This window comes from Leclercia sp. 119287, assembly GCF_009734485.1.
Classification (GTDB): Bacteria; Pseudomonadota; Gammaproteobacteria; order Enterobacterales; family Enterobacteriaceae; genus Enterobacter; species Enterobacter adecarboxylatus_C.
Map to the genome: position 1 here is coordinate 4770164 of NZ_CP046445.1, position 23471 is coordinate 4793634.

The 23471-nt window shown below is 57.6% G+C and carries 23 protein-coding genes; 14 read left to right on the plus strand and 9 right to left on the minus strand.

Translation table 11 applies throughout. The annotated features are described in order from the left end of the window. Nucleotides 1–50 precede the first annotated feature (50 nt). From rhaD to rhaM, 7 genes are all read left to right on the plus strand, one after another. Nucleotides 51–881: a rhamnulose-1-phosphate aldolase gene (gene rhaD, locus GNG27_RS22955; RefSeq protein ID WP_142487587.1), complete on the plus strand. Its 831-nt coding sequence runs from the start codon at nucleotides 51–53 to the stop codon at nucleotides 879–881. A gap of 85 nt (nucleotides 882–966) precedes the next feature. Beyond that, nucleotides 967–1953, plus strand: coding sequence for a rhamnose ABC transporter substrate-binding protein (gene rhaS, locus GNG27_RS22960; protein ID WP_032615332.1), 987 nt, complete (start codon nucleotides 967–969; stop codon nucleotides 1951–1953). 55 nt (nucleotides 1954–2008) lie between these two features. After that, nucleotides 2009–3511, plus strand: coding sequence for a sugar ABC transporter ATP-binding protein (locus tag GNG27_RS22965; RefSeq protein ID WP_156264941.1), 1503 nt, complete (start codon nucleotides 2009–2011; stop codon nucleotides 3509–3511). Continuing rightward, nucleotides 3511–4515 carry an ABC transporter permease gene (locus tag GNG27_RS22970; protein WP_142487589.1) on the plus strand — a complete coding sequence of 335 codons (1005 nt, stop codon included), beginning with the start codon at nucleotides 3511–3513 and terminating at the stop codon, nucleotides 4513–4515. The genes GNG27_RS22965 and GNG27_RS22970 overlap by 1 nt, the downstream gene beginning before the upstream one ends. Beyond that, nucleotides 4512–5516, plus strand: a complete 1005-nt coding sequence (locus GNG27_RS22975) for an ABC transporter permease (protein WP_142487590.1) — start codon at nucleotides 4512–4514, stop codon at nucleotides 5514–5516. The genes GNG27_RS22970 and GNG27_RS22975 overlap by 4 nt, the downstream gene beginning before the upstream one ends. Nucleotides 5517–5587: 71 nt before the next feature. Continuing rightward, nucleotides 5588–6736 carry a lactaldehyde reductase gene (gene fucO / locus GNG27_RS22980; RefSeq protein WP_156264943.1) on the plus strand — a complete coding sequence of 383 codons (1149 nt, stop codon included), beginning with the start codon at nucleotides 5588–5590 and terminating at the stop codon, nucleotides 6734–6736. Then, a complete protein-coding gene (rhaM, locus tag GNG27_RS22985; RefSeq protein ID WP_156264945.1) occupies nucleotides 6733–7047 on the plus strand; it encodes an L-rhamnose mutarotase in 315 nt (104 codons plus the stop codon). The genes fucO and rhaM overlap by 4 nt, the downstream gene beginning before the upstream one ends. A 37-nt stretch (nucleotides 7048–7084) precedes the next feature. Here rhaM and GNG27_RS22990 read toward each other — a convergent pair whose 3' ends face one another. The 5 genes from GNG27_RS22990 to GNG27_RS23010 form a co-directional block, all read right to left on the minus strand. Continuing rightward, a complete protein-coding gene (locus GNG27_RS22990; RefSeq protein WP_156264947.1) occupies nucleotides 7085–8023 on the minus strand; it encodes an Abi family protein in 939 nt (312 codons plus the stop codon). Between the two features lie 220 nt (nucleotides 8024–8243). Then, nucleotides 8244–9509: an MFS transporter gene (locus GNG27_RS22995; RefSeq protein WP_156264949.1), complete on the minus strand. Its 1266-nt coding sequence runs from the start codon at nucleotides 9507–9509 to the stop codon at nucleotides 8244–8246. Nucleotides 9510–9553: 44 nt separating this feature from the next. Continuing rightward, the gene (locus tag GNG27_RS23000; RefSeq protein WP_156264951.1) at nucleotides 9554–11677 is read right to left on the minus strand and encodes an alpha-galactosidase; all 2124 of its coding nucleotides are present in this window, start codon (nucleotides 11675–11677) and stop codon (nucleotides 9554–9556) included. A 104-nt stretch (nucleotides 11678–11781) separates the two neighbouring features. After that, entirely contained in the window at nucleotides 11782–12777 is a 996-nt protein-coding gene (locus GNG27_RS23005) for a LacI family DNA-binding transcriptional regulator (protein ID WP_156264953.1), read from the minus strand. A 21-nt stretch (nucleotides 12778–12798) separates the two neighbouring features. Beyond that, entirely contained in the window at nucleotides 12799–13347 is a 549-nt protein-coding gene (locus GNG27_RS23010) for a helix-turn-helix domain-containing protein (protein WP_142487597.1), read from the minus strand. A gap of 102 nt (nucleotides 13348–13449) precedes the next feature. Here GNG27_RS23010 and GNG27_RS23015 point away from each other — a divergent pair, with 102 nt between their 5' ends. Beyond that, the gene (locus GNG27_RS23015) at nucleotides 13450–14109 is read left to right on the plus strand and encodes an AzlC family ABC transporter permease (protein WP_156264955.1); all 660 of its coding nucleotides are present in this window, start codon (nucleotides 13450–13452) and stop codon (nucleotides 14107–14109) included. Then, on the plus strand, nucleotides 14109–14432 hold the full coding sequence (locus GNG27_RS23020; RefSeq protein ID WP_156264957.1) for an AzlD domain-containing protein: 324 nt from the start codon (nucleotides 14109–14111) through the stop codon (nucleotides 14430–14432). The genes GNG27_RS23015 and GNG27_RS23020 overlap by 1 nt, the downstream gene beginning before the upstream one ends. A gap of 41 nt (nucleotides 14433–14473) precedes the next feature. On the opposite strand, the gene GNG27_RS23025 is transcribed toward GNG27_RS23020, so the two are convergent. Both GNG27_RS23025 and fdhD read right to left on the minus strand, forming a co-directional pair. After that, nucleotides 14474–14686, minus strand: coding sequence for a YdgH/BhsA/McbA-like domain containing protein (locus GNG27_RS23025; RefSeq protein WP_142487599.1), 213 nt, complete (start codon nucleotides 14684–14686; stop codon nucleotides 14474–14476). 114 nt (nucleotides 14687–14800) lie between these two features. Further along, the gene (gene fdhD / locus GNG27_RS23030) at nucleotides 14801–15631 is read right to left on the minus strand and encodes a formate dehydrogenase accessory sulfurtransferase FdhD (protein WP_156264959.1); all 831 of its coding nucleotides are present in this window, start codon (nucleotides 15629–15631) and stop codon (nucleotides 14801–14803) included. A 438-nt stretch (nucleotides 15632–16069) separates the two neighbouring features. Here fdhD and fdnG point away from each other — a divergent pair, with 438 nt between their 5' ends. From fdnG to fdhE, 4 genes are read left to right on the plus strand one after another with little or no spacing between them, the layout of a single operon-like run. Continuing rightward, entirely contained in the window at nucleotides 16070–19120 is a 3051-nt protein-coding gene (fdnG, locus tag GNG27_RS23035) for a formate dehydrogenase-N subunit alpha (protein ID WP_142490036.1), read from the plus strand. 12 nt (nucleotides 19121–19132) lie between these two features. Then, complete coding sequence (fdxH, locus tag GNG27_RS23040) at nucleotides 19133–20035, plus strand: formate dehydrogenase subunit beta (RefSeq protein WP_156264961.1); 903 nt, start codon at nucleotides 19133–19135, stop codon at nucleotides 20033–20035. After that, a complete protein-coding gene (gene fdoI, locus GNG27_RS23045; protein WP_015569914.1) occupies nucleotides 20032–20667 on the plus strand; it encodes a formate dehydrogenase cytochrome b556 subunit in 636 nt (211 codons plus the stop codon). The genes fdxH and fdoI overlap by 4 nt, the downstream gene beginning before the upstream one ends. Next, entirely contained in the window at nucleotides 20664–21593 is a 930-nt protein-coding gene (gene fdhE, locus GNG27_RS23050; protein ID WP_142487602.1) for a formate dehydrogenase accessory protein FdhE, read from the plus strand. Before fdoI ends, fdhE begins: the two co-directional genes overlap by 4 nt. 39 nt (nucleotides 21594–21632) lie before the next feature. Here the strand turns inward: fdhE and nadS are convergent, their stop codons facing one another. Continuing rightward, a complete protein-coding gene (gene nadS, locus GNG27_RS23055) occupies nucleotides 21633–21923 on the minus strand; it encodes a NadS family protein (RefSeq protein WP_156264963.1) in 291 nt (96 codons plus the stop codon). Next, the gene (locus GNG27_RS23060; protein WP_156264965.1) at nucleotides 21924–22238 is read right to left on the minus strand and encodes a type II toxin-antitoxin system RelE/ParE family toxin; all 315 of its coding nucleotides are present in this window, start codon (nucleotides 22236–22238) and stop codon (nucleotides 21924–21926) included. It abuts the gene before it with no gap. Between the two features lie 228 nt (nucleotides 22239–22466). Here GNG27_RS23060 and GNG27_RS23065 point away from each other — a divergent pair, with 228 nt between their 5' ends. Then, nucleotides 22467–23393, plus strand: coding sequence for an alpha/beta hydrolase (locus GNG27_RS23065; RefSeq protein ID WP_156264967.1), 927 nt, complete (start codon nucleotides 22467–22469; stop codon nucleotides 23391–23393). Nucleotides 23394–23471 lie beyond the last annotated feature (78 nt).

Consider the following 23471-nt stretch of genomic DNA (forward strand, 5'->3'; position numbering starts at 1 on the left):
TAGGCCGGGCAAGCGCAGCGCCCCCGGCATTCTGAAGGAAATGAAAGACTATGCAGACCATCACCCAATCCTGGTTCGTTCAGGGCATGATCAAAGCCACCTCCGACGCCTGGCTGAAAGGCTGGGACGAGCGCAACGGCGGCAACCTGACGCTGCGCCTGGATGACGCGGATATTGAACCCTTTGCCGCCGACTTCCATCAGAAGCCGCGCTATATCGCCCTGAGCCAGCCGATGCCGCTGCTCGCCAACACGCCGTTTATCGTCACCGGTTCCGGCAAATTCTTCCGCAACGTGCAGCTCGATCCCACCGCGAATTTAGGGGTGGTAAAAGTGGACAGCGACGGCGCGGGCTACCACATTCTTTGGGGACTGACGGACGAAGCGGTGCCAACCTCTGAGCTGCCGGCCCACTTCCTCTCCCACTGCGAACGTATCAAGGCCACCAGTGGGAAAGATCGCGTGATCATGCACTGCCACGCCACCAACCTGATCGCCCTGACCTTCGTACTGGAGAACAACACTGACGTTATTACCCGTCAGCTGTGGGAAGGCAGCACCGAGTGCCTGGTGGTATTCCCGGATGGCGTGGGCATTCTGCCGTGGATGGTGCCGGGTACCGACGAGATCGGCGCAGCCACGGCGATTGAGATGCAAAAACACTCTCTGGTGCTGTGGCCGTTCCACGGCGTGTTCGGCAGCGGCCCGACGCTCGATGAAACCTTTGGTCTGATCGACACCGCCGAGAAGTCTGCCGAAGTGTTGGTAAAAGTGTATTCGATGGGTGGCATGAAGCAGACCATCACCCGGGAAGAACTGATTGCGCTGGGCAAACGCTTTGGCGTTAACCCTGTGCAGTCGGCGTTAGATCTGTACAAATAAGAACATCGCGCCCCGCTCACTGAGACGGGGCGAAGCTACACCTGCAATCCCTACACAAATCACCTAATTAAGTGGAGTAAAAGCAATGAAAATAAAGACAAGCTTGATCCTCACCGTTGCCGCCCTGGCGTTGTCCGGTTCTGCTTTAGCTGAAGTGAAAATCGCCCTGGTGGCGAAATCCTTAGGTAACGGCTTCTTTGAAGCGGCAAACGTGGGTGCCCAGGAGGCAGCCAAAGAGTTAGGTGATGTCAAAGTGATCTATACCGGGCCGACCACCACCACCGCCGAAGCGCAGATCGAAGTGCTGAACGGGTTGATCGCCCAGGGTGTGGATGCGATCGCTATCTCCGCCAACGATCCTGATGCCGTGGTGCCGGTGCTGAAAAAAGCGATGCAGCGCGGGATCAAAGTGGTGTCATGGGACTCCGGCGTGGCGAAAGCCGGGCGCCAGATCCACCTCAACCCTTCCAATAACGCGCTGATTGGCGAGACGAACGTCAAGCTGGCGGCCGAAGCGCTGAAAGCGCTGAACGTAGAGAAAGGCGACGTGGCGGTGCTGAGCGCCACCCCAACCTCCACCAACCAGAACACCTGGATTGCCGAGATGAAAAAGGTGCTGCCGCAGTACCCGTCCGTCAATCTGGTGACCGTGGCCTATGGCGACGATCTGTCGGATAAGAGCTACCGCGAAGCGGTCGGCCTGCTGAAAACCTACCCGGATCTGAAAGTGATCGTCTCTCCGTCGTCGGTCGGCATCGTGGCGGCGGCGCAGGCGGTGAAAGATCAGGGCAAGATTGGCAAAGTGTACGTCACCGGTCTGGGCCTGCCGTCTGAGATGGCAGGCGCGGTGAAATCCGGTGCCAGCAAGAGCTTCGCCATCTGGAACCCGATCGACCTCGGGTATGCCGCCACTTACTTAGCGGATGACCTGGTGAAAGGCACGGCGACCAAAGAAGAAGCCAGCATGGGCAAACTGGGCAAAGTGAAGCTGGATGCCGACGGCAGCGGCGCGATGGCTGAGCCGTTTGTTTACGATGCCAGCAACATTGATAAGTTCTCGAAAATCTTCTGATTCCTTCTCCCTCTCCCCTCTCCCGAGGGGAGAGGAGATCAAATGGAGAACTATCATGACCCCATTGCTTCAACTTAAAGGCATCACCAAGGTTTTCCCCGGTGTGCGCGCCCTTGAGAACGTGCAGCTTGAACTCTGGCCCGGCAAAGTCACCGCCCTGATCGGTGAAAACGGCGCGGGCAAATCGACTCTGGTCAAAGTGATGACCGGCATCTACCAGCCCGACGAGGGCGAGATCCTCTACAAAGCCATTCCTATCCACCTGCCGACGCCCGATTCGGCGCACAAGGTGGGCATTACCGCAATTCACCAGGAGACCGTGCTGTTCGATGAGCTGTCGGTCACCGAAAATATTTTTGTCGGTCAGTACCTCTATAAAGGCATTTTCAAAAAACTCGACTGGCCAGAGATGCACCGCCGGGCGCAGGCGATCCTCACCCGTCTGGAGGTGCAGATTGACCCGCGCGCGACGCTGAAAACCCTGAGCATCGCCCAGCGGCATATGGTGGCGATTGCCCGGGCGCTGTCGTTTGACGCCCAAGTGGTGATCCTCGATGAACCCACCGCCGCCCTGTCGCAGCATGAAATTCTTGAGTTCTATCAGATCGTCGAACGCCTGAAACAGGAGGGGAAAGCGATCCTGTTTATCTCGCACAAGTTCGACGAGATTTTTGAGCTGGCGGATCACTACACCATCCTGCGCGACGGCGTGTTTGTTGGTGCTGGAGCCATCAACGACATCACCGAAGAGCGGATGGTGGCGATGATGGTCGGCCGCGCCATTACCCAGACCTTCCCGAAAGTGGCGTGCGAAAAAGGCGACACCGTGCTGGAGGTGAAAAATCTCTGCCATCCCACCGAGTTCGCGAATATCTCCTTTAGCCTGCGCAAAGGCGAGATCCTCGGCTTCTATGGGCTGGTGGGGGCCGGGCGTACCGAGCTGATGCAGGCGCTCTCCGGCGTCTCGCGTCCCTCCTCCGGCAGCATCGTGCTGAACGGTAAAGAGCAGCATTTCCGCCAGCCGGCGGATGCCATCCGGGCCGGGATTGTCTGCGTGCCTGAAGAACGCCAGAAGCAGGGGGCGATTATCGAGCTGTCGATTGCCCAGAACATCAGCCTGCCGCAGCTTGGCAAACTCAACGCCAGCGGGGTGCTGAATGACGATCGCGAGTGGCAGCTGGCGGATGAATATGCCAAACGCCTGCAGGTGAAAGCCTTTAGCTGGAAACAGGCGGTGGAAACGCTCTCCGGCGGCAACCAGCAGAAAGTGGTGATCGGCAAATGGCTGGCGACCCAACCGGACGTCATTATCCTCGATGAGCCGACCAAAGGGATCGATATCGGCTCCAAAGCGGCAGTGCATCAGTTTATGTCCGAGCTGGTTGGTCAGGGGCTGGCGGTGATCATGGTCTCCTCCGAACTGCCGGAAGTGATGGGCATGGCCGACCGCATTATCGTCATGCATGAAGGATTAATGGTGGCGGAATATCAGGCGGGAGGCGCGACGGCCGAAACCATCGTCAGCGCCGCCAGCGGTGCCAGACAGGAGGCCGCATAATGGTGCAACAGCTGCTTAAACACCGCGAGGCGCTGCTGGCGGCGGTGATCGTGCTGATGGCGATCGCCATCGGCACCCGCGTCCCGTCGTTTATCGCCCCGGGCAACCTGGTGGAGATGTTTAACGACACCTCCATTCTGATCATTCTCGCTCTCGGGCAGATGATGGTGCTGCTCACCAGGGGCATCGACCTGTCGATGGCGGCCAACCTGGCGCTGACCGGGATGATTGTCGCCCTGATTAACTTTAACTATCCCGGGGTACCGGTCTGGGCGCTGCTGATCCTGGCCACCGCGCTGGGCCTGGTGATGGGCCTCATAAACGGCCTGCTGGTATGGAAGATGGGCATTCCGGCGATTGTGGTGACGCTGGGCACCATGAGCATCTATCGCGGGATTATCTTTCTGCTCTCCGGCGGCGGCTGGGTTAACTCCAACCAGATGGGTGCCGACTTCCTCGGCCTGCCGCGGGCGTCGGTGCTGGGCTTACCGGTGCTGAGCTGGTGCGCCATTGCCGCCCTGCTGCTGGTGGGCTACTTCCTGCGCTACAGCCGCACCGGGCGGGCGCTCTACACCGCAGGCGGTAACGCCACGGCGGCGTACTACACCGGGATCAACGCGGGCAAAATGCAGTTCGTCAGCTTCTGCCTCTCCGGGGCGCTGGCCGGGTTCTGCGGCTATCTGTGGATCTCCCGCTTTGCGGTGGCCTATGTCGATGTGGCGAACGGCTTTGAGCTGCAGGTGGTGGCGGCCTGCGTCATCGGCGGCATCAGCACCATGGGCGGCACCGGCCGGGTGCTGGGTTGTCTGTGCGGAGCGCTGTTCCTCGGAGTGATCAACAATGCCCTGCCGGTGATCGGCGTGTCGCCGTTCTGGCAGATGGCGATCTCCGGGACGGTGATCGTGATTGCGGTGCTGCTCAATGAGCGCGGCAACAAACGCAAAGGACGGCTGATCCTGCGTGATGCGGCGCTGGCACGTCAGAAACAGGCGGTAAGATCATGAGTAAAGTAATGACGTCTGAAGAGATTAAAAATACCCCCGCCCCGGCAGGCATTTTCCAGCGCCTGCTGTGCTGGGAAGGCTTTCTGCTGGCGGTCACCCTGGCGGTGTTCGTGGTTAACGCCCTGGCCTCCCCCTATTTCCTCGATATCTGGAACCTGTCCGACGCCACGTTCAACTTCACCGAAAAAGCGATCATCGTGCTGCCGATGGCGATGCTGATTATTGCCCGTGAAATTGACCTGTCGGTGGCCTCCACCATCGCCCTGAGTTCCACGGTGATGGGCTTTTGCGCGGCGGCCGGGCTGGATACCCCGTGGCTGGTCTGCGTCGGCCTGGGGGTTGGCCTGCTGTGCGGGCTGTTCAACGGCCTGCTGGTGACCCGCTTTAACCTGTCGTCGATTGTGATCACCATCGGCACCATGAGCCTCTATCGCGGCATCACCTACATTCTGCTGGGCGACCAGGCCCTGAACGCGTACCCGGAGAGCTTCGCCTGGTTTGGTCAGGGGTATGTCTGGGGGGCGCTGTCGTTTGAGTTCACGCTGTTCATCGTGCTGGCGGCCGTGTTTGCCTTCGTGCTGCACAAGACCAACTTCGGGCGCCGCACCTATGCCATCGGCAATAACCCGACCGGGGCCTGGTATTCCGGCATCAACGTCAAGCGTCACAACCTGATTCTATTTGCCCTGGTGGGGCTGATGGCCGGGCTGGCCTCGGTGCTGCTCACCTCGCGTCTGGGCAGTACCCGCCCGACCATTGCGATGGGCTGGGAGCTGGCGGTGGTGACCATGGCAGTGCTCGGCGGGGTCAATATTCTCGGCGGTTCCGGCAGCATGGTGGGCGTGATTATCGCCGCCTTCCTGATGGGGCTGGTCACCTTCGGCCTGAGCCTGCTCAACGTGCCGGGCATCGTAATGTCGGTGATCATCGGCGCGATGCTGATTGTGGTGATCTCCCTGCCGATCATCACCCGCCGGATTATGCAGCGAAGACGGATCTAAATGCCGGGCGGCGCTGCGTGCAAGCGCAGCGCCGCCCGGCATAAAAATCACCGTAATTAAGGAGAATTATCATGAGCTTTATGTTGGCGCTGCCGAAAATCAGCCTGCACGGCGCAGGCGCAATCGGCGATATGGTTAAGCTGGTGGCAAACAAACAGTGGGGCACCGCGTTGATCGTCACTGACGGTCAGCTGGTGAAAATGGGCCTGCTCGACAGCCTGTTTACCGCCCTCGACGCGCAGCAGATGTCTTATCACCTGTTCGACGCGGTCTTCCCGAACCCGACCGAAGAACTGGTGCAGCAGGGCTATGCCGCGTATCAGGACGCGCACTGTGATTACATCATTGCCTTCGGCGGCGGCAGCCCGATCGATACCGCGAAAGCAATTAAGATTCTCACCGCTAACCCGGGTCCATCTACCGCCTATTCCGGCGTCGGCAAGGTGATCAACGCTGGCGTGCCGCTGGTAGCCATCAATACCACCGCAGGCACGGCGGCAGAGATGACCAGCAATGCGGTGATCATCGACTCCACGCGTCAGGTGAAAGAGGTGATTATCGACCCGAACATCATTCCGGATATCGCTGTGGATGACGCCAGCGTGATGCTCGACATTCCGGCTTCCGTCACCGCCGCCACCGGAATGGATGCCCTGACCCACGCCATCGAAGCCTATGTCTCCGTCGGCGCCCATCCGCTGACCGACGCCAATGCGCTGGAGGCCATTCGCCTGATCGCCCACTGGCTGCCGGAGGCGGTGGACAACGGCCACAATATTGTCGCGCGCGAGCAGATGGCCTTCGGCCAGTATCTGGCCGGTATGGCCTTTAACAGCGCCGGGCTCGGGCTGGTGCACGCCCTGGCCCACCAGCCGGGGGCCACGCACAACCTGCCGCACGGTGTATGCAACGCCATCCTGCTGCCGATCATCGAGAACTTTAACCGCCCGAGCGCCGTGGAACGCTTTGCCCGCGTGGCGCAGGCGATGGGCGTCGATACCCGTGACATGAGCGACGAAGCGGCCAGCATGGCGGCCATCAACGCTATCCGTGCCCTGAGCACCCGCGTCGGGATCCCGTCCGGCTTCAGCAAGCTCGGCGTCACCAAAGCCGATATCGAAGGCTGGCTCGACAAAGCCCTCGCCGACCCGTGCGCCCCCTGCAACCCGCGCAGCGCCAGCCGCGACGAGGTGCGCGAACTCTATCTGGAGGCATTATGATCCGCAAAGCCTTTGTAATGCAGGTGAACCCTGATGCACACGAGGAGTATGAGCGTCGCCATAACCCGATCTGGCCCGAGCTGGAAGCGGTGCTGAAAGACCACGGCGCGCACCGCTACGCCATTTATCTGGATAAGACCCGCAACCTGCTGTTTGCCACGGTGGAGATTGAATCGGAAGAGCGCTGGAACGCGGTGGCGAACACCGATGTCTGCCAGCGCTGGTGGAAATATATGGGGGAAGTGATGCCGTCTAACCCGGATAACAGCCCGGTGAGTACCGGGCTGCAGGAGGTGTTTTATTTAGCATAATCATAAGGCAGGTGATGCAAGTAAGTGTCACCTGCTTTTAGCGCACCGTTCTTAGGCCATACACCGTCGCATCATGCTCCCGTATAATGGTTTCATTTCTCTCTTTCGCATCGCGGCAGGGTTGTTCAATGACTGAAATCTGCTCGGGTGATAACGCACAATAGGGTTTGGTATAGCGAAAAATATCCAGCTCCTCTACTGAACAAACCCGTCTGGCATTTTCAAACAGCCCCACCTTTTTCATCACATTAAGTAAATTGATATCAAGGGCTTCGATGACAAGTTCGATCTTATTTATCTTGACCCTAATCGTATCGATAGCTGTTCTTGCATCGTTAACATTAGGCGCTTTGGCCCAGATAGGTTCATGATGGGAGATACGGTTTCTGTACTCTCTCAGTTCAAAGATGATATCAATCAGCTCTTTTCTGACCCTTTGCGGATTCGCGTTGATTTTTGCGTAATTCTTAAAGACCTTACTTAAGGATTTAGGCCACAAGTACAGCGGGTTATCTCGCGGCGCGGGGGCTCTGTACTCATTATTTAATACATAATGCCAGGTACTAAAATCCGTTGCGGCAATAATCTGATCGTGAGTCCAGTCCGGCACAGAGCGGGCCTGTGCATGTACGCCCCGCCTGCGTCTCATCTCTTTTTTACGCCATTCACGAACGAGGCAATCTTTAGCCTTTTCAAGATTTTTATGGAAATGACATTGTTCTCTGCCTTTTGTGCTGTGAATGCTTTCCCACCACCTTTCGCCAAATCTTGCCCTTGCTTCTCTGTCAACGGCGTTCCTTAACGAAATCTCAAGGTTTTGGAGTAACGGATAAATAGACGCTGCTGCATGCTGGGACCAGATGTATATTCCATACAGCTCACACTCATCAGCGGGACGAAAAGTCGTGCGATAACTATCAAGGCGTATTGACGAGATCAATGAAATAATCCGTTTATAATGAGTAGCTTGCGGCATTTCTTCTTGCTCCCATAACAATGGGTCGAAGCATACCCTATACTCGTAGAAGGGTTGACGAATAAACCATCAACCTTTAGTATCTGCTCCCAGCAGCCTGTACTGTCTACTTCCCCTTTTATAGGTTCTAGTTGCGTACATCATAGGCAAAGCGATTTATGAAACCCACCTCTGGTGGGTTTCGTCGTTTTCGCGGGCCTCAACCTGGTTCAGCGTCTTTTTAGTTCACTTCCGCCGTATTACCGCGCGCCGCGATCTCCTGCCTGCTGCTCAGCGTAAAGGCTGACAACACCGTTACCGCCAGCACAAAACAGCCCAGCATCAGGTAGGTATCCTGGAAGCCGATCCGGTCATACATATTCCCGGCAAAGGCGGAGAGGAAAATCGCCGCCAGCTGTTTGGCAAAGTTGAAACCAATCAGATAGATGGTGGCGGACAGTCGGGTATCGAACACGCCGGTGATGTACTTGAACGCGCCCACCAGCAGGAACGGCACCTCCAGCGCGTGCAGCATCTTCAGGGCCACCACTTCCACGGCGGTGGTCGCAAATGACGAACCAATAATGCGCGTCGCCATAATCACCCCGGCGATCAGCAGCGTATTTTTCGCGCCAATGCGATTAATGATCCACGGCGAGCAGAACATGATGATGGCGTTGCAGATCTCCCCGGCGGTGGTCGCAAAACCAAACGCCCGCGTCCCCTCCTCCGGCGTGGCGAAGAAGGTTTTAAAGAAGGTGGCGAACTGCTGATCGAAGACGTCATACACGCAGGCCACGCCAATCACGTACAAAATGAACATCCACATTTTGCGCTGGCGGAACAGGTTAATCACGGTTTTGGCGGTGATCTGCGGCTGGTTAGCACCGAGGGCGTTCATCACCTGCGCGGTCTGGTTAGGCTTAGGTTTTGCCACCACCAACAGCACCATCAGCACCAGCGCCGCCGCGGAACCCATCCAGAACACATACGAGGGGTCAATCCCGAACAGGATCCCGCCCGTCGAGGCGCACAGCCCCCACCCGAGACAGCCAAACATCCGCGCCTTGCCGTATTCAAAGAAGCTGTTGCGACTCACGCGCTCAATGTAGGCCTCAATCGCGCCCGCTCCCGCCGAGAAGACGAAGCCGATATAGACCCCCCCGCTCAGGGCCCCGAGCCAGATGTTGGTCTTCAGCAGCGGAGCGAAGACGTAGAGGAAAAAGGGTGCAAAGAGAAACAGCAGGACCGCGATGATCCACAGCAGGTGTTTTTTCATCCCCAGCTTATCCGACACGACTCCCAGCACCGGCTGGAACGAGATGGCAAACAGCGAGATGCAGGAGAAGACGATCCCGGTATCGGTTTTATTCAGGCCGATGATATCCGACAGCCAGATCGGCAGGAACGGAAAGCAGGTGGCCATGATGAAGAAGTAGAGAAAGAAGAACGACCCGAAAATCCAGAAGTTCGGGTTGTCTTTGTGGGTACAGGCAGTCGTGTTCATTATTTTTATCCTCAACTCAGGGCCGGTTGCCCGGCCCATTGCCCTTATACGCGTTCAACGCCAATCAGGATGGCGGTTTCCGGATCCAGAACCGGCAGGGCAAGCCCCGCCTGCATCAACCATTCGCCGCTCACCGTTTGCGGAGATTCCATCCACGCCGGCAGCTTGCGCATGGTGTGCCCCCCTTCGCCGGTCAGGCGGATGTTGGGGTGGTCGAGCAGCGTGATACGGTACTGGGCGTTAGCCGCAAGCCCCGGCATGCGCAGCGGCATCATCAGGGTGTAATCCGGCATCGCCAACTGGCTGACAATAAACAGCCCCTGGCCCTGATCCTGACTCACTATCCCCTGCGCCAGCGTGGTGCTGTCGGGCATATCCACCCGCCACTGGGTGCCGTGGTGGATCACCTCCCGCCACTGCTTATGCAGGGCCGCATAGTGCCGATAGCCTTCGCGCTCCTGCTCATCCACGGCGAGCGGATCCAGCTCCAGCCCCATATGGCCGAACAGCGCCGTCAGGCCCCGGAAGGCGATGCTGTGCTGGCGGAAAGTGGCATGGCATTTATGATGACCGATATGCGCCCCCATCACCTCCGGCGGGAAGAAGTAGCTCATGCCACGCTGGATAGTATTACGTTCCAGCGCGTCGTTGTTATCCGAAGCCCAGAAACGATGGCAGCGGGTCAGGACCTCATAGTCGATACGCCCGCCGCCGGAGGAGCAGGATTCAAACTCCACGTGCGGGAAGCGCTCGCCCAGGTTGTCCAGCAGACGGTAGAACTGGCGGGTCTGGGCGTCGGCAGCGGCCCTGCCGTTATGGCCCGGCTGCACCAGCTCGCGGTTCATGTCCCACTTCACATAGTCCACCTGGTGCTCACCCAGCAGCCAGCTCATGCGCTCCAGCAGGTAGTTGAACGCGGCAGGAATGTTGAGGTTCAGCACCCACTGGTGGCGACCGGTGGCCTGTGCATAGCCTGGCAGAGCCAGCACCCAGTCCGGGTGAGCGCGATACAGATCGGAATCCGGGTTGATCATCTCTGGCTCGACCCAGATACCAAACTCCATCCCGAGGCTTTTGACGTGGTCGATCACCGGCGTTAAGCCATTGGGGTATTTCTGCTCGTCGAGATACCAGTCTCCCAGCGCAGCATGGTCGTCGTTGCGTCCTTTAAACCAGCCATCGTCAATGATAAAGCGCTCCACCCCCAGCGAGGCCGCTTCGTCTGCCATCCGCATGATGTACTCAGGATCGTGGTTAAAGTAGATCCCCTCCCAGGTGTTGAGATGCACCGGACGCGGTTTGTTCTCCGGGAAACGAATAATGTTGTCGCGCAGATAGCGGTGGAACTGCTGGCTCATGCCGTTCAGCCCCTGAGCGGAGTAGCTGGCGTAGAGCCGCGGCGTCCACAGGGTTTCACCCTCCTCAATCGCCTTTTCACCCGGCAGGTACAGCGCTTCAGCCTGCAGATAACGACGGCCATCGGTTTTGGCCTCCGCGCGCAGACGATGGTTGCCGCTCCAGCCCAGATGCACGCCCCAGACGTCGCCGTGCATTTCGCTGAAGCCCGGCGTGCCGCTAATCAGGGCCGGGAAATGCTCGTGGGAGCTGCGCCCGCGGCGGTTTTCAATCACGAAGCTGTCATGCTCCAGCAGCAGGCGATGCGGCTGGAATTCGCGGATCCAGCGGCCATGAAACGCCATCACCTCGCGGGCATGTTCCGCCAGCGGCAGGGTGACGGCCAGGCGCTCAACCTGCCACGGCTGGCTTTTGAGATTGGTCAGGCCATGACGAACCGCCAGCACGCCGCTGTCATCGAGGGCGATCTCGCTGGTCAGACGCAGGCCGGCGGTGTCATCTTCGGCGGTAAGGGTCAGGGTTTGTCCCTGCTGCGCGACCGCAACGGTACGGAACAGCGGCGAACCATCCAGCCCCTGACGGTGGCCTTCAATGCCCGGCGCGCCGAACAGGCCGTGGGCAAGTTCCGCCATCAGCGTCACCGGCGAGTCAACGTCCAGTCTGCCGTTGGCGATCGGGCGGGAAAGCGTGGCCGCATCCTGCGGCGAAAAGTGGCGAAGGTGCGGCCCCCAGTAAAGAATTTCGGCGAACGGATGGGTTTTGATCACCACATCGACCGTTTCGCTCGCGAGTCGTAAAACTGCCTCTTGCATCGGACATCTCCTGTCATCGGGATATCCTGAGTGTTGATCCGAAACGTTTCGGATACAAACCAAAACGTTTCGGATTTGTGATCGGGTTTAGAATTTGGGGAAATTTATGCCGTCTGGCCCGGAGAGAATTCCGGTTGCCACAGCACCTGCAGCTGGCTGATGTCATCGCCGTTAATCAGCTGCAGCACCATGTCGGCAATCTGCTTGCCCACCCCCTGACGGGTGGACTGGATCACCGCCGCCACGTCGATATCGACAATGCTGTCCTGCGGCAGGCCGTCGTAGACCACCAGCGCAACGGCGTTCTCGCCCGTTAAGCGCCCCATCTGCGCCAGCGCCATCGCGGCCCCGTCGCCATGGGTGTTGCAGTCGGTGACGATCGCCGTGGGGGCGACATCCAGCGCCAGCAGTTCCTGAGTGGTGGTGAAACCCGCCCGGCGGGAAGGCGGCATGGTGCGCAGCCATTCGCTGGAGAGCCCTGCCTCGTTCAGGGCATCAAGGTAGCCCTGACGGCGCTGGGTAATAAACGCCTGATTGTTGCTCTCACCCAACAGCGCGATGCGCTGATGCCCCCGCTCAATTAACCGCCGGGTCGCGGTGTACGTGCCCGCATAATTATCGAAATCGAACCAGGCATAGGGTTCAGGCAGATGGCTGCGGCCGAGTGCCAGGAAGGGGAACCCGGCGGCCTGAAGTTGCTCAAGTCGCGGATCGTTGTCCAGAGTATGGGCCACGATCAGCGCATCCACGCGACGGCTCTGCACCATGCGCATGTAGCTGTGTTTGTCGGCCAGATCGTCATCGGCAATCAGCAGCAGATCGATCTCATGTTGCGCCAGTTCATGGCTAATTTCGCCGACCATGTCCATAAAGACGCTGTTATTGAGCGGAACGGGATGCACCGGAAAGACCAGCCCCACGGCGTCGATCTTGCCCATCTTCAGACGACGGGCGAAGGTGTTCGGGCGATAGCCGCGACGCTGCGCTTCGGCTTCCACGCGGGCGCGCGTCTCGCTGGAAACGTCAAAATAGCCGTTGAGGGCGCGGCTCACCGTCGTTACCGACAGTCCCAGTTCTTTAGCAATGGCTTTAAGCGACATGATTATCCGTGTCTTAGTGTGTCAGTTTTGTTCCGCCACCATGAGCGCGTAAGTGTCTGGCTCAAGGGCTTTGAAGATGTGCGGCTGGTCGGCAGGATAGCAAATATAGTCCCCAATCCCGAGCTCTTCCGGTGCCCCGGTGAGGCCAACCAGCGCCCGGCCCTTCATGACAATAATATGCTCAACCGACCCCGGCGGGTGCGGATGGGAGATACGGTCGGCCCCGGGCTGCGCCGTCAGGATATAGATATCGCGTCGCGCGCCCGGCGGACAGGTCGCCAGCAAAATGGCCTCAAAGTTAGCCTGTTCAGCAATGACTTTTGTTCCTTCCCCGAGGCGGATCACCTGGGTGGTGGGCTGCTGCGGTTCGAGCAAACGGGCAAAGGGAATATCCAGCGCCACGCAGAGCGACCACAGGGTTTCGAGGCTGGGGTTGCCGTTTCCGGACTCCAGCTGAGAGAGTGTTGATTTGGCGATCCCGGCCCGGCGAGCGATTTCCGCCAGTGAAAGTCCGGTCCGCATGCGCTCCCGCACCAGACTTTTGGCGATTACGCTGATTGGCTGCGTCATAAAACGGTCTCTTGTTCTATAAATCGAACGAATCGTTCATCTTGATAAACGAATGTGATGCGTTCATTATAATGGATACTCGTTCGTTATGGCTAAAACTGTATGAAACACGCGTTCTCTTGTCTCAAAGGCGACACCATCAAGGCGATTATTCTCGTGTGTCTGGCGGTGGGTGTTGTGGGGATGTCCTACGGCTCGCTGGCGATGGCGTATGGCTTCCCGCTGTGGGTGCCCTTTGTGCTCTCCCTTTCAGTGCTGGCGGGCGCTTCGGAATTTATGTTTATCGGCATCGTCGCCAGCGGGGGCAATCCCCTTGCCGCCGCGGCGGCCGGACTGCTGGTCAATGCCCGCCATGTCCCTTTTGGCGTAACGGTGCGTGAGCTGGTGGGCAAACGCGGCGCCAGCTTCCTGGGCTGCCACATTATGAATGACGAAAGCGTGGTGTTTGGCCTGTCGCAAAAAACGCCGGAGCAGCGCAAAGCCGCCTACTGGCTCTGCGGCCTTGGGGTGGCCATTATCTGGCCGCTGGGCACCCTGCTGGGGGCGATGGTCGGCAAATTGCTGCCCGACCCGGAAACCATCGGGCTGGATGCGGTATTCCCGGCCATTTTACTGGCGTTAGTCGTGCCCGCCTTTAAGAACCGCACCACGCTTATCCGCGCCTGTAGCGGAGCCGCCCTGTCGCTGGCCGCGGTGCCCCTTGCGCCGGTGGGGCTGCCGGTATTGCTCTCTCTGCTGGGCCTCGCGGCGAGGAAGAAATAATGGAAAACATGACCGTCTTTATTCTCGGCATCGCCCTGCTGTCGGCGGGCACCTACCTGATGCGTCTCGGCGGGGCGAAGCTGGGCAGCCGGTTAGCGCTGTCTGAACGCTCCCAGGCGCTGCTGTCGGATGCGGCAACGGTGCTGCTGTTTTCAGTGGCGCTGGCGACCACCTTCTATGAAGGGGAGCATTTTGCCGGGATGGCGCGGGTGTTGGGCGTGGCCTTTGCGGTATTCCTTGCCTGCCGCAAGGTGCCGTTGATTTTCGTGATTGTCGCGGCGGCAGTGGTGACGGCGTTATTACGCCTGGCGGGCATAAACTAAAAAAGCGCCCCTGGGGCGCTCTTTCGACAGATACTTCGCTTTTATTTGTTCAGCTCAGCGGTCATGTGCACACGGTTACCGGAGAACGCCTGAGTAATGGTGTAAGAGGACGCGCCAGCCTGCTCGGCCTGAGCCGCGATTTTAGCTTCAGTGCCATCGATGGTTGAACCGGTTGCAGTCACGGTCTGCGCAGCGAAAGAACCGAAAGAAGTAGCCAGAGCGATTACTGCGACAAAAGTTTTGATGCTTTTCATGATAGTGACCCTTGCGATAAGTTGTTGGTGTAAGGCGTTGTGCCTTGATGTGATAAATAATAAGCCTCATCACCGACAACTGATAGCGGAAGGATTTGCTATAACAATTCAAATTTATTGAACAATATTCAAACGCTGCGGATGAGTATAAACCGTGGCCCTTCCCGGCTTGCAGAACCCCACCAGCGTCAGGTTGCAGCGCTCGGCCACCTCAACCGCCAGCGTGGTGGCCGCGGAGACCGCAAACAGGATCTCAACCCCGCACATCGCCGCCTTTTGCACCATCTCGTAGCTGGCCCGGCTGGAGACCAGCGCGGCACCCTGCTGCCAGGCGGCACTCTCTCCCGCCCGTCGGCCCAGCAGTTTATCCAGCGCCACATGGCGTCCGACATCTTCATGCCCACCGGCTATTTCGCCCGACGGCAGTACCCAGGCGGCGGCGTGCGTGCAGCCGCTCAGATTGCCTACCGGCTGTACCGAGTGAAGGTTGTTCAAGGCGATATCGAGGTTCGCCAGCGTAAAGGTCTGGCTAAAGGGCAGCGGGGCGATAGGTTTGCCGATGTCGTTCAGCTGCTCTACGCCGCAGACGCCGCAGCCGGTACGCCCGGCCAGGGCGCGACGGCGCTCCTTCAGGGCCATAAAACGCCGGCTGGAGAGTTCAATCTGCACCTCCATTCCGTTGCAGGCCTGAACCACATCCATCCCGTAGATCTCCTGCGGGTGGTCGATTATCCCCTCAGAGAGCGAAAAGCCGATGGCAAAGAGCGTCAGATCTTTTGGCGAAGCCATCATCACCACGTGCGAGATACCGTTGTAGACCAGCGCCACGGGCACCTCTTGCGCAATCCAGTCCGGGATGGGTTGGTTGAGCTGAGGGGGTCTGCGCACCTCGCACGCCACTACGCCGACGGGCTGGGAGGAGGTATCTCGGTTTTGTTTTGACACGACATCGTTCCTGGCAACTTCGAAAATAAGTGTGCTATTGCAGCATAAATGGCGGCGATGCGCCCCAGAGATGGATCAATTTTTCATTAGGACGCCTTTTCTCCTGTCTTACTCCCACGGGAGGAGGAGTCTCGCCAGGTTGATACAGCCTTGTAACACATAAAGTTAATAACGTGATCTAATTCACATTTTTAAATTAGCACGCTTAGATTTTATTCACGATGTTTTAACTCCATTCAAACAAGCCTACCGACAATGTGGTATTCTGCGCCCTATCCCTCAAGGAATTGTGGGAATACAAAATCCCAACCCTTTGCGGTTGTTTTGTAACCGTAAAGTAAAACTATATATACCCGAATAATGCGCGTTGCAGGCAAGCAGCAAAACGCTCCTGCGGCTCGACCTATAAAGGTAGCAATGTCGAAACAAGGAGTGACCATGCAGGTCAGCAGAAGGCAGTTCTTTAAGATCTGCGCTGGCGGTATGGCAGGCACCACGGCGGCGGCACTGGGCTTTGCGCCCGGCGTAGCGCTGGCGGAAACACGGCAGTACAAACTGCTGCGCACCCGCGAAACCCGTAACACCTGTACGTACTGCTCTGTCGGTTGTGGGCTGTTGATGTATAGCCTCGGTGACGGTGCAAAAAACGCCAAAGCATCTATTTTCCATATCGAAGGGGACCCGGATCATCCGGTCAACCGCGGTGCGCTCTGCCCGAAAGGGGCAGGTCTGGTGGACTTTATCCATTCAGAAAGCCGCCTGAAATTCCCGGAATATCGCGCGCCAGGCTCCGATAAATGGCAGCAAATTGGCTGGGACGAAGCGTTCGATCGCATCGCTAAGCTGATGAAAGAAGATCGCGATGCTAACTTCATGGCGCAGAACGCCGAAGGTACCACCGTTAACCGCTGGCTCTCCACCGGGATGCTGTGTGCCTCTGCCTCCAGTAACGAAACCGGCTATTTAACCCAGAAATTCACGCGCGCACTCGGCATGCTCGCGGTCGACAACCAGGCGCGTGTCTGACACGGACCAACGGTAGCAAGTCTTGCTCCAACATTTGGTCGCGGTGCGATGACCAACCACTGGGTCGACATCAAGAACGCCAACCTCATCGTGGTGATGGGCGGTAACGCCGCTGAAGCGCACCCCGTCGGGTTCCGCTGGGCGATGGAAGCCAAAATCCACAACGGTGCAAAACTGATTGTGATCGATCCCCGCTTTACGCGTACGGCGTCAGTGGCGGATTTCTACACCCCTATTCGTTCAGGTACTGACATCACTTTCCTGTCGGGCGTACTGCTGTACCTGATGACTAACGAAAAATATAACCGCGAATACACCGAAGCCTACACCAACGCCAGCCTGATCGTGCGTGAGGATTACCACTTCGAAGATGGCCTGTTCAGCGGTTACGACGCCGAAAAACGTAAGTACGACAAAACCAGCTGGAACTACGAGCTGGATGAGAAAGGCTTCGCGAAACGCGATATCACGCTGCAACACCCGCGCTGCGTCTGGAACCTGCTGAAAGAGCACGTTTCCCGCTATACGCCGGACGTGGTTGAAAACATCTGTGGGACGCCGAAAGCGGACTTCCTGAAGGTGTGCGAGATGATCGCTGAAACCAGCGTTCATGATAAAACCGCCTCGTTCCTGTATGCCCTCGGCTGGACCCAGCACTCCATCGGCGCGCAGAACATCCGTACCATGGCGATGGTGCAGCTGCTGCTCGGCAACATGGGGATGGCTGGCGGCGGCGTCAACGCCCTGCGCGGTCACTCCAATATCCAGGGTCTGACCGACCTCGGCCTGCTGTCGCAGAGCCTGACGGGTTATATGAACCTGCCAAGCGAAAAACAGACCGACCTGCAAACCTATCTGACGGCCAGCACGCCAAAACCGCTGCTCGAAGGCCAGGTGAACTACTGGGGCAACTATCCGAAGTTCTTCGTCTCTATGATGAAGGCCTTCTATGGTGATAAAGCGACGGCTGAAAACAGCTGGGGCTTTGACTGGCTGCCGAAGTGGGACAAAGGCTACGACGTTCTGCAGTACTTCGAGATGATGAACCAGGGTCAGGTCAACGGCTATCTGTGCCAGGGCTTTAACCCGGTGGCGTCGTTCCCGAACAAGAACAAGGTTGTGGCGTCTCTGTCGAAACTAAAGTTCCTGGTCACCATTGACCCGCTCAATACCGAGACGGCGACCTTCTGGCAGAACCACGGTGAATCGAACGACGTCGATCCGTCGAAGATTCAGACCGAAGTGTTCCGTCTGCCGTCCACTTGTTTCGCGGAAGAGAACGGCTCCATCGTCAACTCCGGCCGCTGGCTGCAGTGGCACTGGAAAGGCGCGGATGCCCCGGGCATCGCCATGAACGACGGCGAGATCCTGGCCGGTATCTTCTTACGCCTGCGTAAGATGTACGCGGCAGAAGGCGGCGCGAACCCGGAACCGGTGCTGAACATGACCTGGAACTACTCGACGCCGGAGAACCCTTCCCCGGAAGAGGTGGCGATGGAGAGCAACGGTAAAGCGCTGGCGGATGTTATCGACCCGGCTACCGGTGCGGTTCTGGCGAAGAAAGGCGATCAGCTCAGCACCTTTGCGCACCTGCGTGATGACGGCACCACCTCCAGCGGCTGCTGGATCTTTGCCGGGAGCTGGACGCCGAAAGGCAACCAGATGGCCAACCGCGATAACGCCGACCCGTCGGGCCTCGGCAATACGCTGGGCTGGGCATGGTCATGGCCGTTGAACCGGCGCATCCTCTATAACCGTGCCTCCGCAGACCCGCAGGGCAACCCGTGGGATCCGAAGCGTCAGCTGCTGAAATGGGACGGCGCGAAATGGGGCGGCGTGGATATTCCGGACTACAGCACCGCGCCTCCGGGCAGCGATGTCGGGCCATTTATCATGCAGCCTGAAGGGATGGGACGTCTGTTCGCGATCGATAAGATGGCGGAAGGTCCGTTCCCGGAACACTACGAGCCGTTTGAGACGCCGCTGGGCACCAACCCGCTGCACCCGAACGTGGTTTCTAACCCGGCAGCCCGTATCTTTAAGGGCGATTTCGACGCGCTGGGTAAAAAAGACAAGTTCCCGTATGTGGGTACCACTTACCGTCTGACCGAGCACTTCCACTACTGGACCAAGCACGCGCGGCTTAACGCCATCGCGCAGCCGGAACAGTTTGTGGAGATCGGCGAGAAGCTGGCGAACAAGCTCGGCATCGCCCAGGGCGATACCGTCAAGGTCTCCTCCAACCGCGGCTACATCAAAGCCAAGGCGGTGGTGACCAAGCGTATTCGCACCCTGAACGTGCACGGGCAAGAGGTGGATACCATCGGCATCCCGATTCACTGGGGTTACGAGGGCGTGGCGAAGAAAGGGTTTATTGCAAACACCCTGACGCCGTTCGTCGGTGATGCGAACACGCAGACGCCGGAGTTTAAGGCCTTCCTCGTGAACGTGGAAAAGGTGTAACGGAGACGACTTATGGCTTATCAATCGCAAGACATTATTCGTCGTTCCGCGACTAACAGTTTCACCCCCGCGCCTCAGGCGCGGGACCACCAGCAGGAAGTGGCGAAGCTTATTGACGTGACCACCTGTATCGGCTGTAAAGCCTGTCAGGTGGCCTGTTCAGAGTGGAACGACCTCCGTGACGAAGTGGGACATAACGTCGGGGTGTACGACAACCCGGCGGATCTGACCGCCAAGTCCTGGACGGTGATGCGTTTCTCTGAAGTGGAGCAGAACGACAAACTGGAGTGGCTGATCCGCAAAGACGGCTGTATGCACTGTGCGGATCCGGGCTGCCTGAAGGCCTGCCCGGCGGAAGGGGCGATCATTCAGTATGCCAACGGCATCGTCGACTTCCAGTCCGAGCAGTGCATTGGCTGCGGCTACTGCATCGCCGGCTGCCCGTTTGACGTGCCGCGCCTGAACCCGGAAGACAACCGCGTCTATAAATGTACGCTGTGCGTCGACCGTGTGAATGTCGGCCAGGAGCCGGCCTGCGTGAAGACCTGTCCAACCGGCGCTATCCACTTTGGTTCCAAAGAGGATATGAAAACGCTGGCGGGCGAGCGCGTATCCGAGCTGAAAACCCGCGGTTACGACAACGCAGGCCTGTACGATCCGGCCGGTGTTGGCGGTACCCACGTGATGTACGTCCTGCACCACGCCGACAAGCCGAATCTGTATCATGGCCTGCCGGAGAATCCGGAGATCAGCGCCACGGTGAAATTCTGGAAAGGCATCTGGAAACCGCTGGCAGCGGTCGGTTTTGCTGCCACCTTCGCAGCGAGCATCTTCCACTACGTCGGCGTTGGTCCGAACCGTGCGGAAGAGGAAGACGACAACCTGCATGAAGAGAAAGACGAGGTGCGCAAATGAGAAAACGTGACACCATCGTGCGCTACACGGCGCCGGAACGTATCAACCACTGGGTCACCGCCTTCTGCTTCATGCTGGCGGCGATAAGCGGGCTGGGGTTCTTCTTCCCCTCCTTCAACTGGCTGATGCAGATCCTCGGTACGCCGCAGCTGGCGCGCATCCTGCACCCGTTTGTGGGAGTGGTGATGTTCGCCTCGTTCATCATCATGTTTTTCCGCTACTGGCACCATAACCTAATCAATCGGGATGATATCTTTTGGGCGAAGAATATTCGTAAGATCGTCGTCAACGAGGAAGTAGGTGATACCGGGCGTTATAACTTCGGCCAGAAATGCGTATTCTGGGCGGCGATTATCTTCCTGGTCCTGTTGCTGGTGAGCGGCGTGATCATCTGGCGTCCGTACTTTGCGCCTGCTTTCTCAATCCCGGTGATCCGATTTGCGTTAATGCTGCATTCATTTGCCGCAGTGGCGTTAATTGTGGTTATCATGGTGCATATCTACGCCGCCCTCTGGGTGAAAGGCACCATTACCGCGATGGTGGAAGGCTGGGTCACTAAGACGTGGGCGAAGAAACATCACCCGCGCTGGTACCGTGAAGTCCGCCAGAAACAGGAAAAGTCATCTGAATGAGTATTCGCATAATCCCGCAAGATGAGCTGGGTTCGAGCGAGAAACGCACGGCGGAAGTGATTCCGCCGCTACTGTTCCCCAGACTGAAAAACCTCTACAACCGCCGCGCTGAACGCCTGCGTGAACTGGCAGAGAACAACCCGCTTGGCGATTATTTGCGCTTTGCCGGGCTGATCGCCCATGCCCAGGAAGTGGTGCTGTACGACCATCCGCTGCAAATGGACCTGACCGCGCGCATCAAAGAGGCCAACGTTCAGGGCAAGCCGCCGCTGGATATCCACGTGCTGCCGCGCGATAAGCACTGGCATAAACTGTTGCACTCGCTGATTGCCGAGCTGAAGCCCGAGATGAGCGGCCCTGCGCTGGCGGTGATCGAGAATCTCGAGAAAGCCTCTGAGCAGGAACTGGAGCAGATGGCGAGCGCGCTTTTTGCCTCTGATTTTGCCTCAGTCAGCAGCGATAAAGCTCCGTTTATCTGGGCCGCCCTGTCGCTCTACTGGGCACAAATGGCCAGCCTGATCCCAGGTAAAGCCCGTGCCGAATACGGTGAAGCCCGCCAGTTCTGCCCGGTATGCGGTTCGATGCCGGTCTCCAGCATGGTGCAAATCGGTACCACTCAGGGGCTGCGCTACCTGCACTGCAACCTGTGTGAAACCGAGTGGCACGTGGTGCGCATCAAGTGCAGCAACTGCGAGCAGACCCGCGATCTGCACTACTGGTCGCTGGAGAACGAGCAGTCCGCGGTGAAAGCCGAAAGCTGCGGCGACTGTGGCACCTACCTGAAGATTTTGTACCAGGAAAAAGACCCGAAAGTGGAGGCCGTCGCTGACGATCTTGCTACCCTGATTCTGGACGCCAAAATGGAGCAGGAGGGCTTTGCCCGCAGCTCTATTAACCCGTTCCTGTTCCCGGGTGAAGGGGAGTAATCTGCCTTTTAGCCCGGTAGGTTTTGCTGCCGGGCTAAATTACTGGGATAGAGCAGGAATAACATGCTGCGGATCGTTGGCAATAGCACGAAGTAGCGCCTTGGCCGGGCCTGTAGGTGAACGTCTACCTTGCTCCCAGTTGCGTAGCGTATCAACACTGACCGAGATTAGTTGCGCGAATTTACTTTGCGACAGCCCTGACGCCTGACGAATTTCTTTAATTTTCATGGCATCGATTTGAAAGGTGCGCGATGGCTCGCGTTTGCCCCCGGCAATTTCGTTCATCTGAGCCACGCTTTGAGTTAACCGCTCAAATAGCGCCTTATCCATTTACCACCTCTCAATAATCATTTTCAGTACGGCTTTCTCATTTGCTGACAGGTCATCTTTGATCCCTTTGCGATAGATGAGCAGCAATCGAATTTCATTTTCACGTGAGCGATAAAAATAAATGACTCGCACACCACTACGCTTTCCTCCCTTACCGCCAGCAAGCCAGCGAATCTTGCGTAAGCCTCCCGTGTTCTGAATCAGATCGCCATATTCAGGCTGCATTGCCAGAAAGACCTGCAGTTTATGGTATTCGTCGTCATCCAGTAATTTTTTGACGTCTTCAGTGAAGATATCCGTTTCAATGAATAGCATAAAACATACGCCATTGGCTTATAGTATCAAAAGTTAAGTGTACGCCAATGACGTATCCCTACCCTGTTACGTTATTGAGATGAAGTGGAAAAATCCACTCGCTCTGCTCAGTACATTTTGTTTCTGCGCGCCGCTTTCCAGATTTGTATCCTCCCCAAATCTGCTGTTTTCATCCGCAGAAAACCAGGCTATAACGCTGTATATCCATACAGATTTAAGGATTAAACGATGGCACTGGAAAAGGGTATTGATAAGCTGGTTCAGGAATTTATCGCCGCAGGGCGACCCTCTTCGCTCGCCCAGAATATTGATGAACGGAGGGCTGGCTATGTTGCCGGAACAGTGCTTGCCGGGGAGAAAGAAAGGCGTGTCCAGATAGCAACGCTGGCGCTGGACGGAATAACGTTTCAGACCTACTCACCGCTCAACGCGCCTGAAACGCTACCCGCCGTTATTTATTATCATGGCGGGTGTTTTGTCAGTGGCGGTTTTGATACCCACGAGTCCCAACTGCGTCAGCTGGCGTATTACAGCAACTGTCGGGTGATTGCAGTGCAGTATAGACTGGCTCCCGAACATACCTTCCCTGCTGCTCATGATGATGCTGAAAGAGGCGCAAATCTGGTCTGGAAGTACGCGGACAGATTTGGCGTGGATAAAACCCGCATCACCCTTTGCGGGGACAGTGCGGGAGGCCATCTGGCACTGGTGACGGCGCTACGGCTTAAGGCCGCAGGTTTGTGGCAGCCCGCTCAGCTGATCCTAATCTATCCTATGCTCGACGCAACGGCGCATTTTGAAAGCTACACTCGCAATGGGCTGGATTATGTTATTACCCGCGATACGCTCCTCAGCGGATACAACATGTATCTTCCCCATACCGAACGCCAGCATCCTGAAGCCAGCCCACTATGGCGGGATGACTTTTATGGCCTACCGAGAACCCATATCATCACCGCCGAGTACGACCCGTTATGTGACGAAGGCGAAGCTTTGTATCAACACATGACCGAACAAGGCGTGAACTGCACCTGCCACTGCTGGTCGGGTGTGATTCACGGTTTCTTTCAGCTTGGTGGCGTAAGCCAGGCGGCGAGGGATGTTATGAGGGATATCGCATGGCGTTTGGGCGCTGTGTCGGCGGAAAGAGAATGAATTAAGAAATCCCATATTGACGATAAAGCAATTAAGATTTGCTCCTGCAAATTTAGCAAAGCAAAATAAATCGCCCAA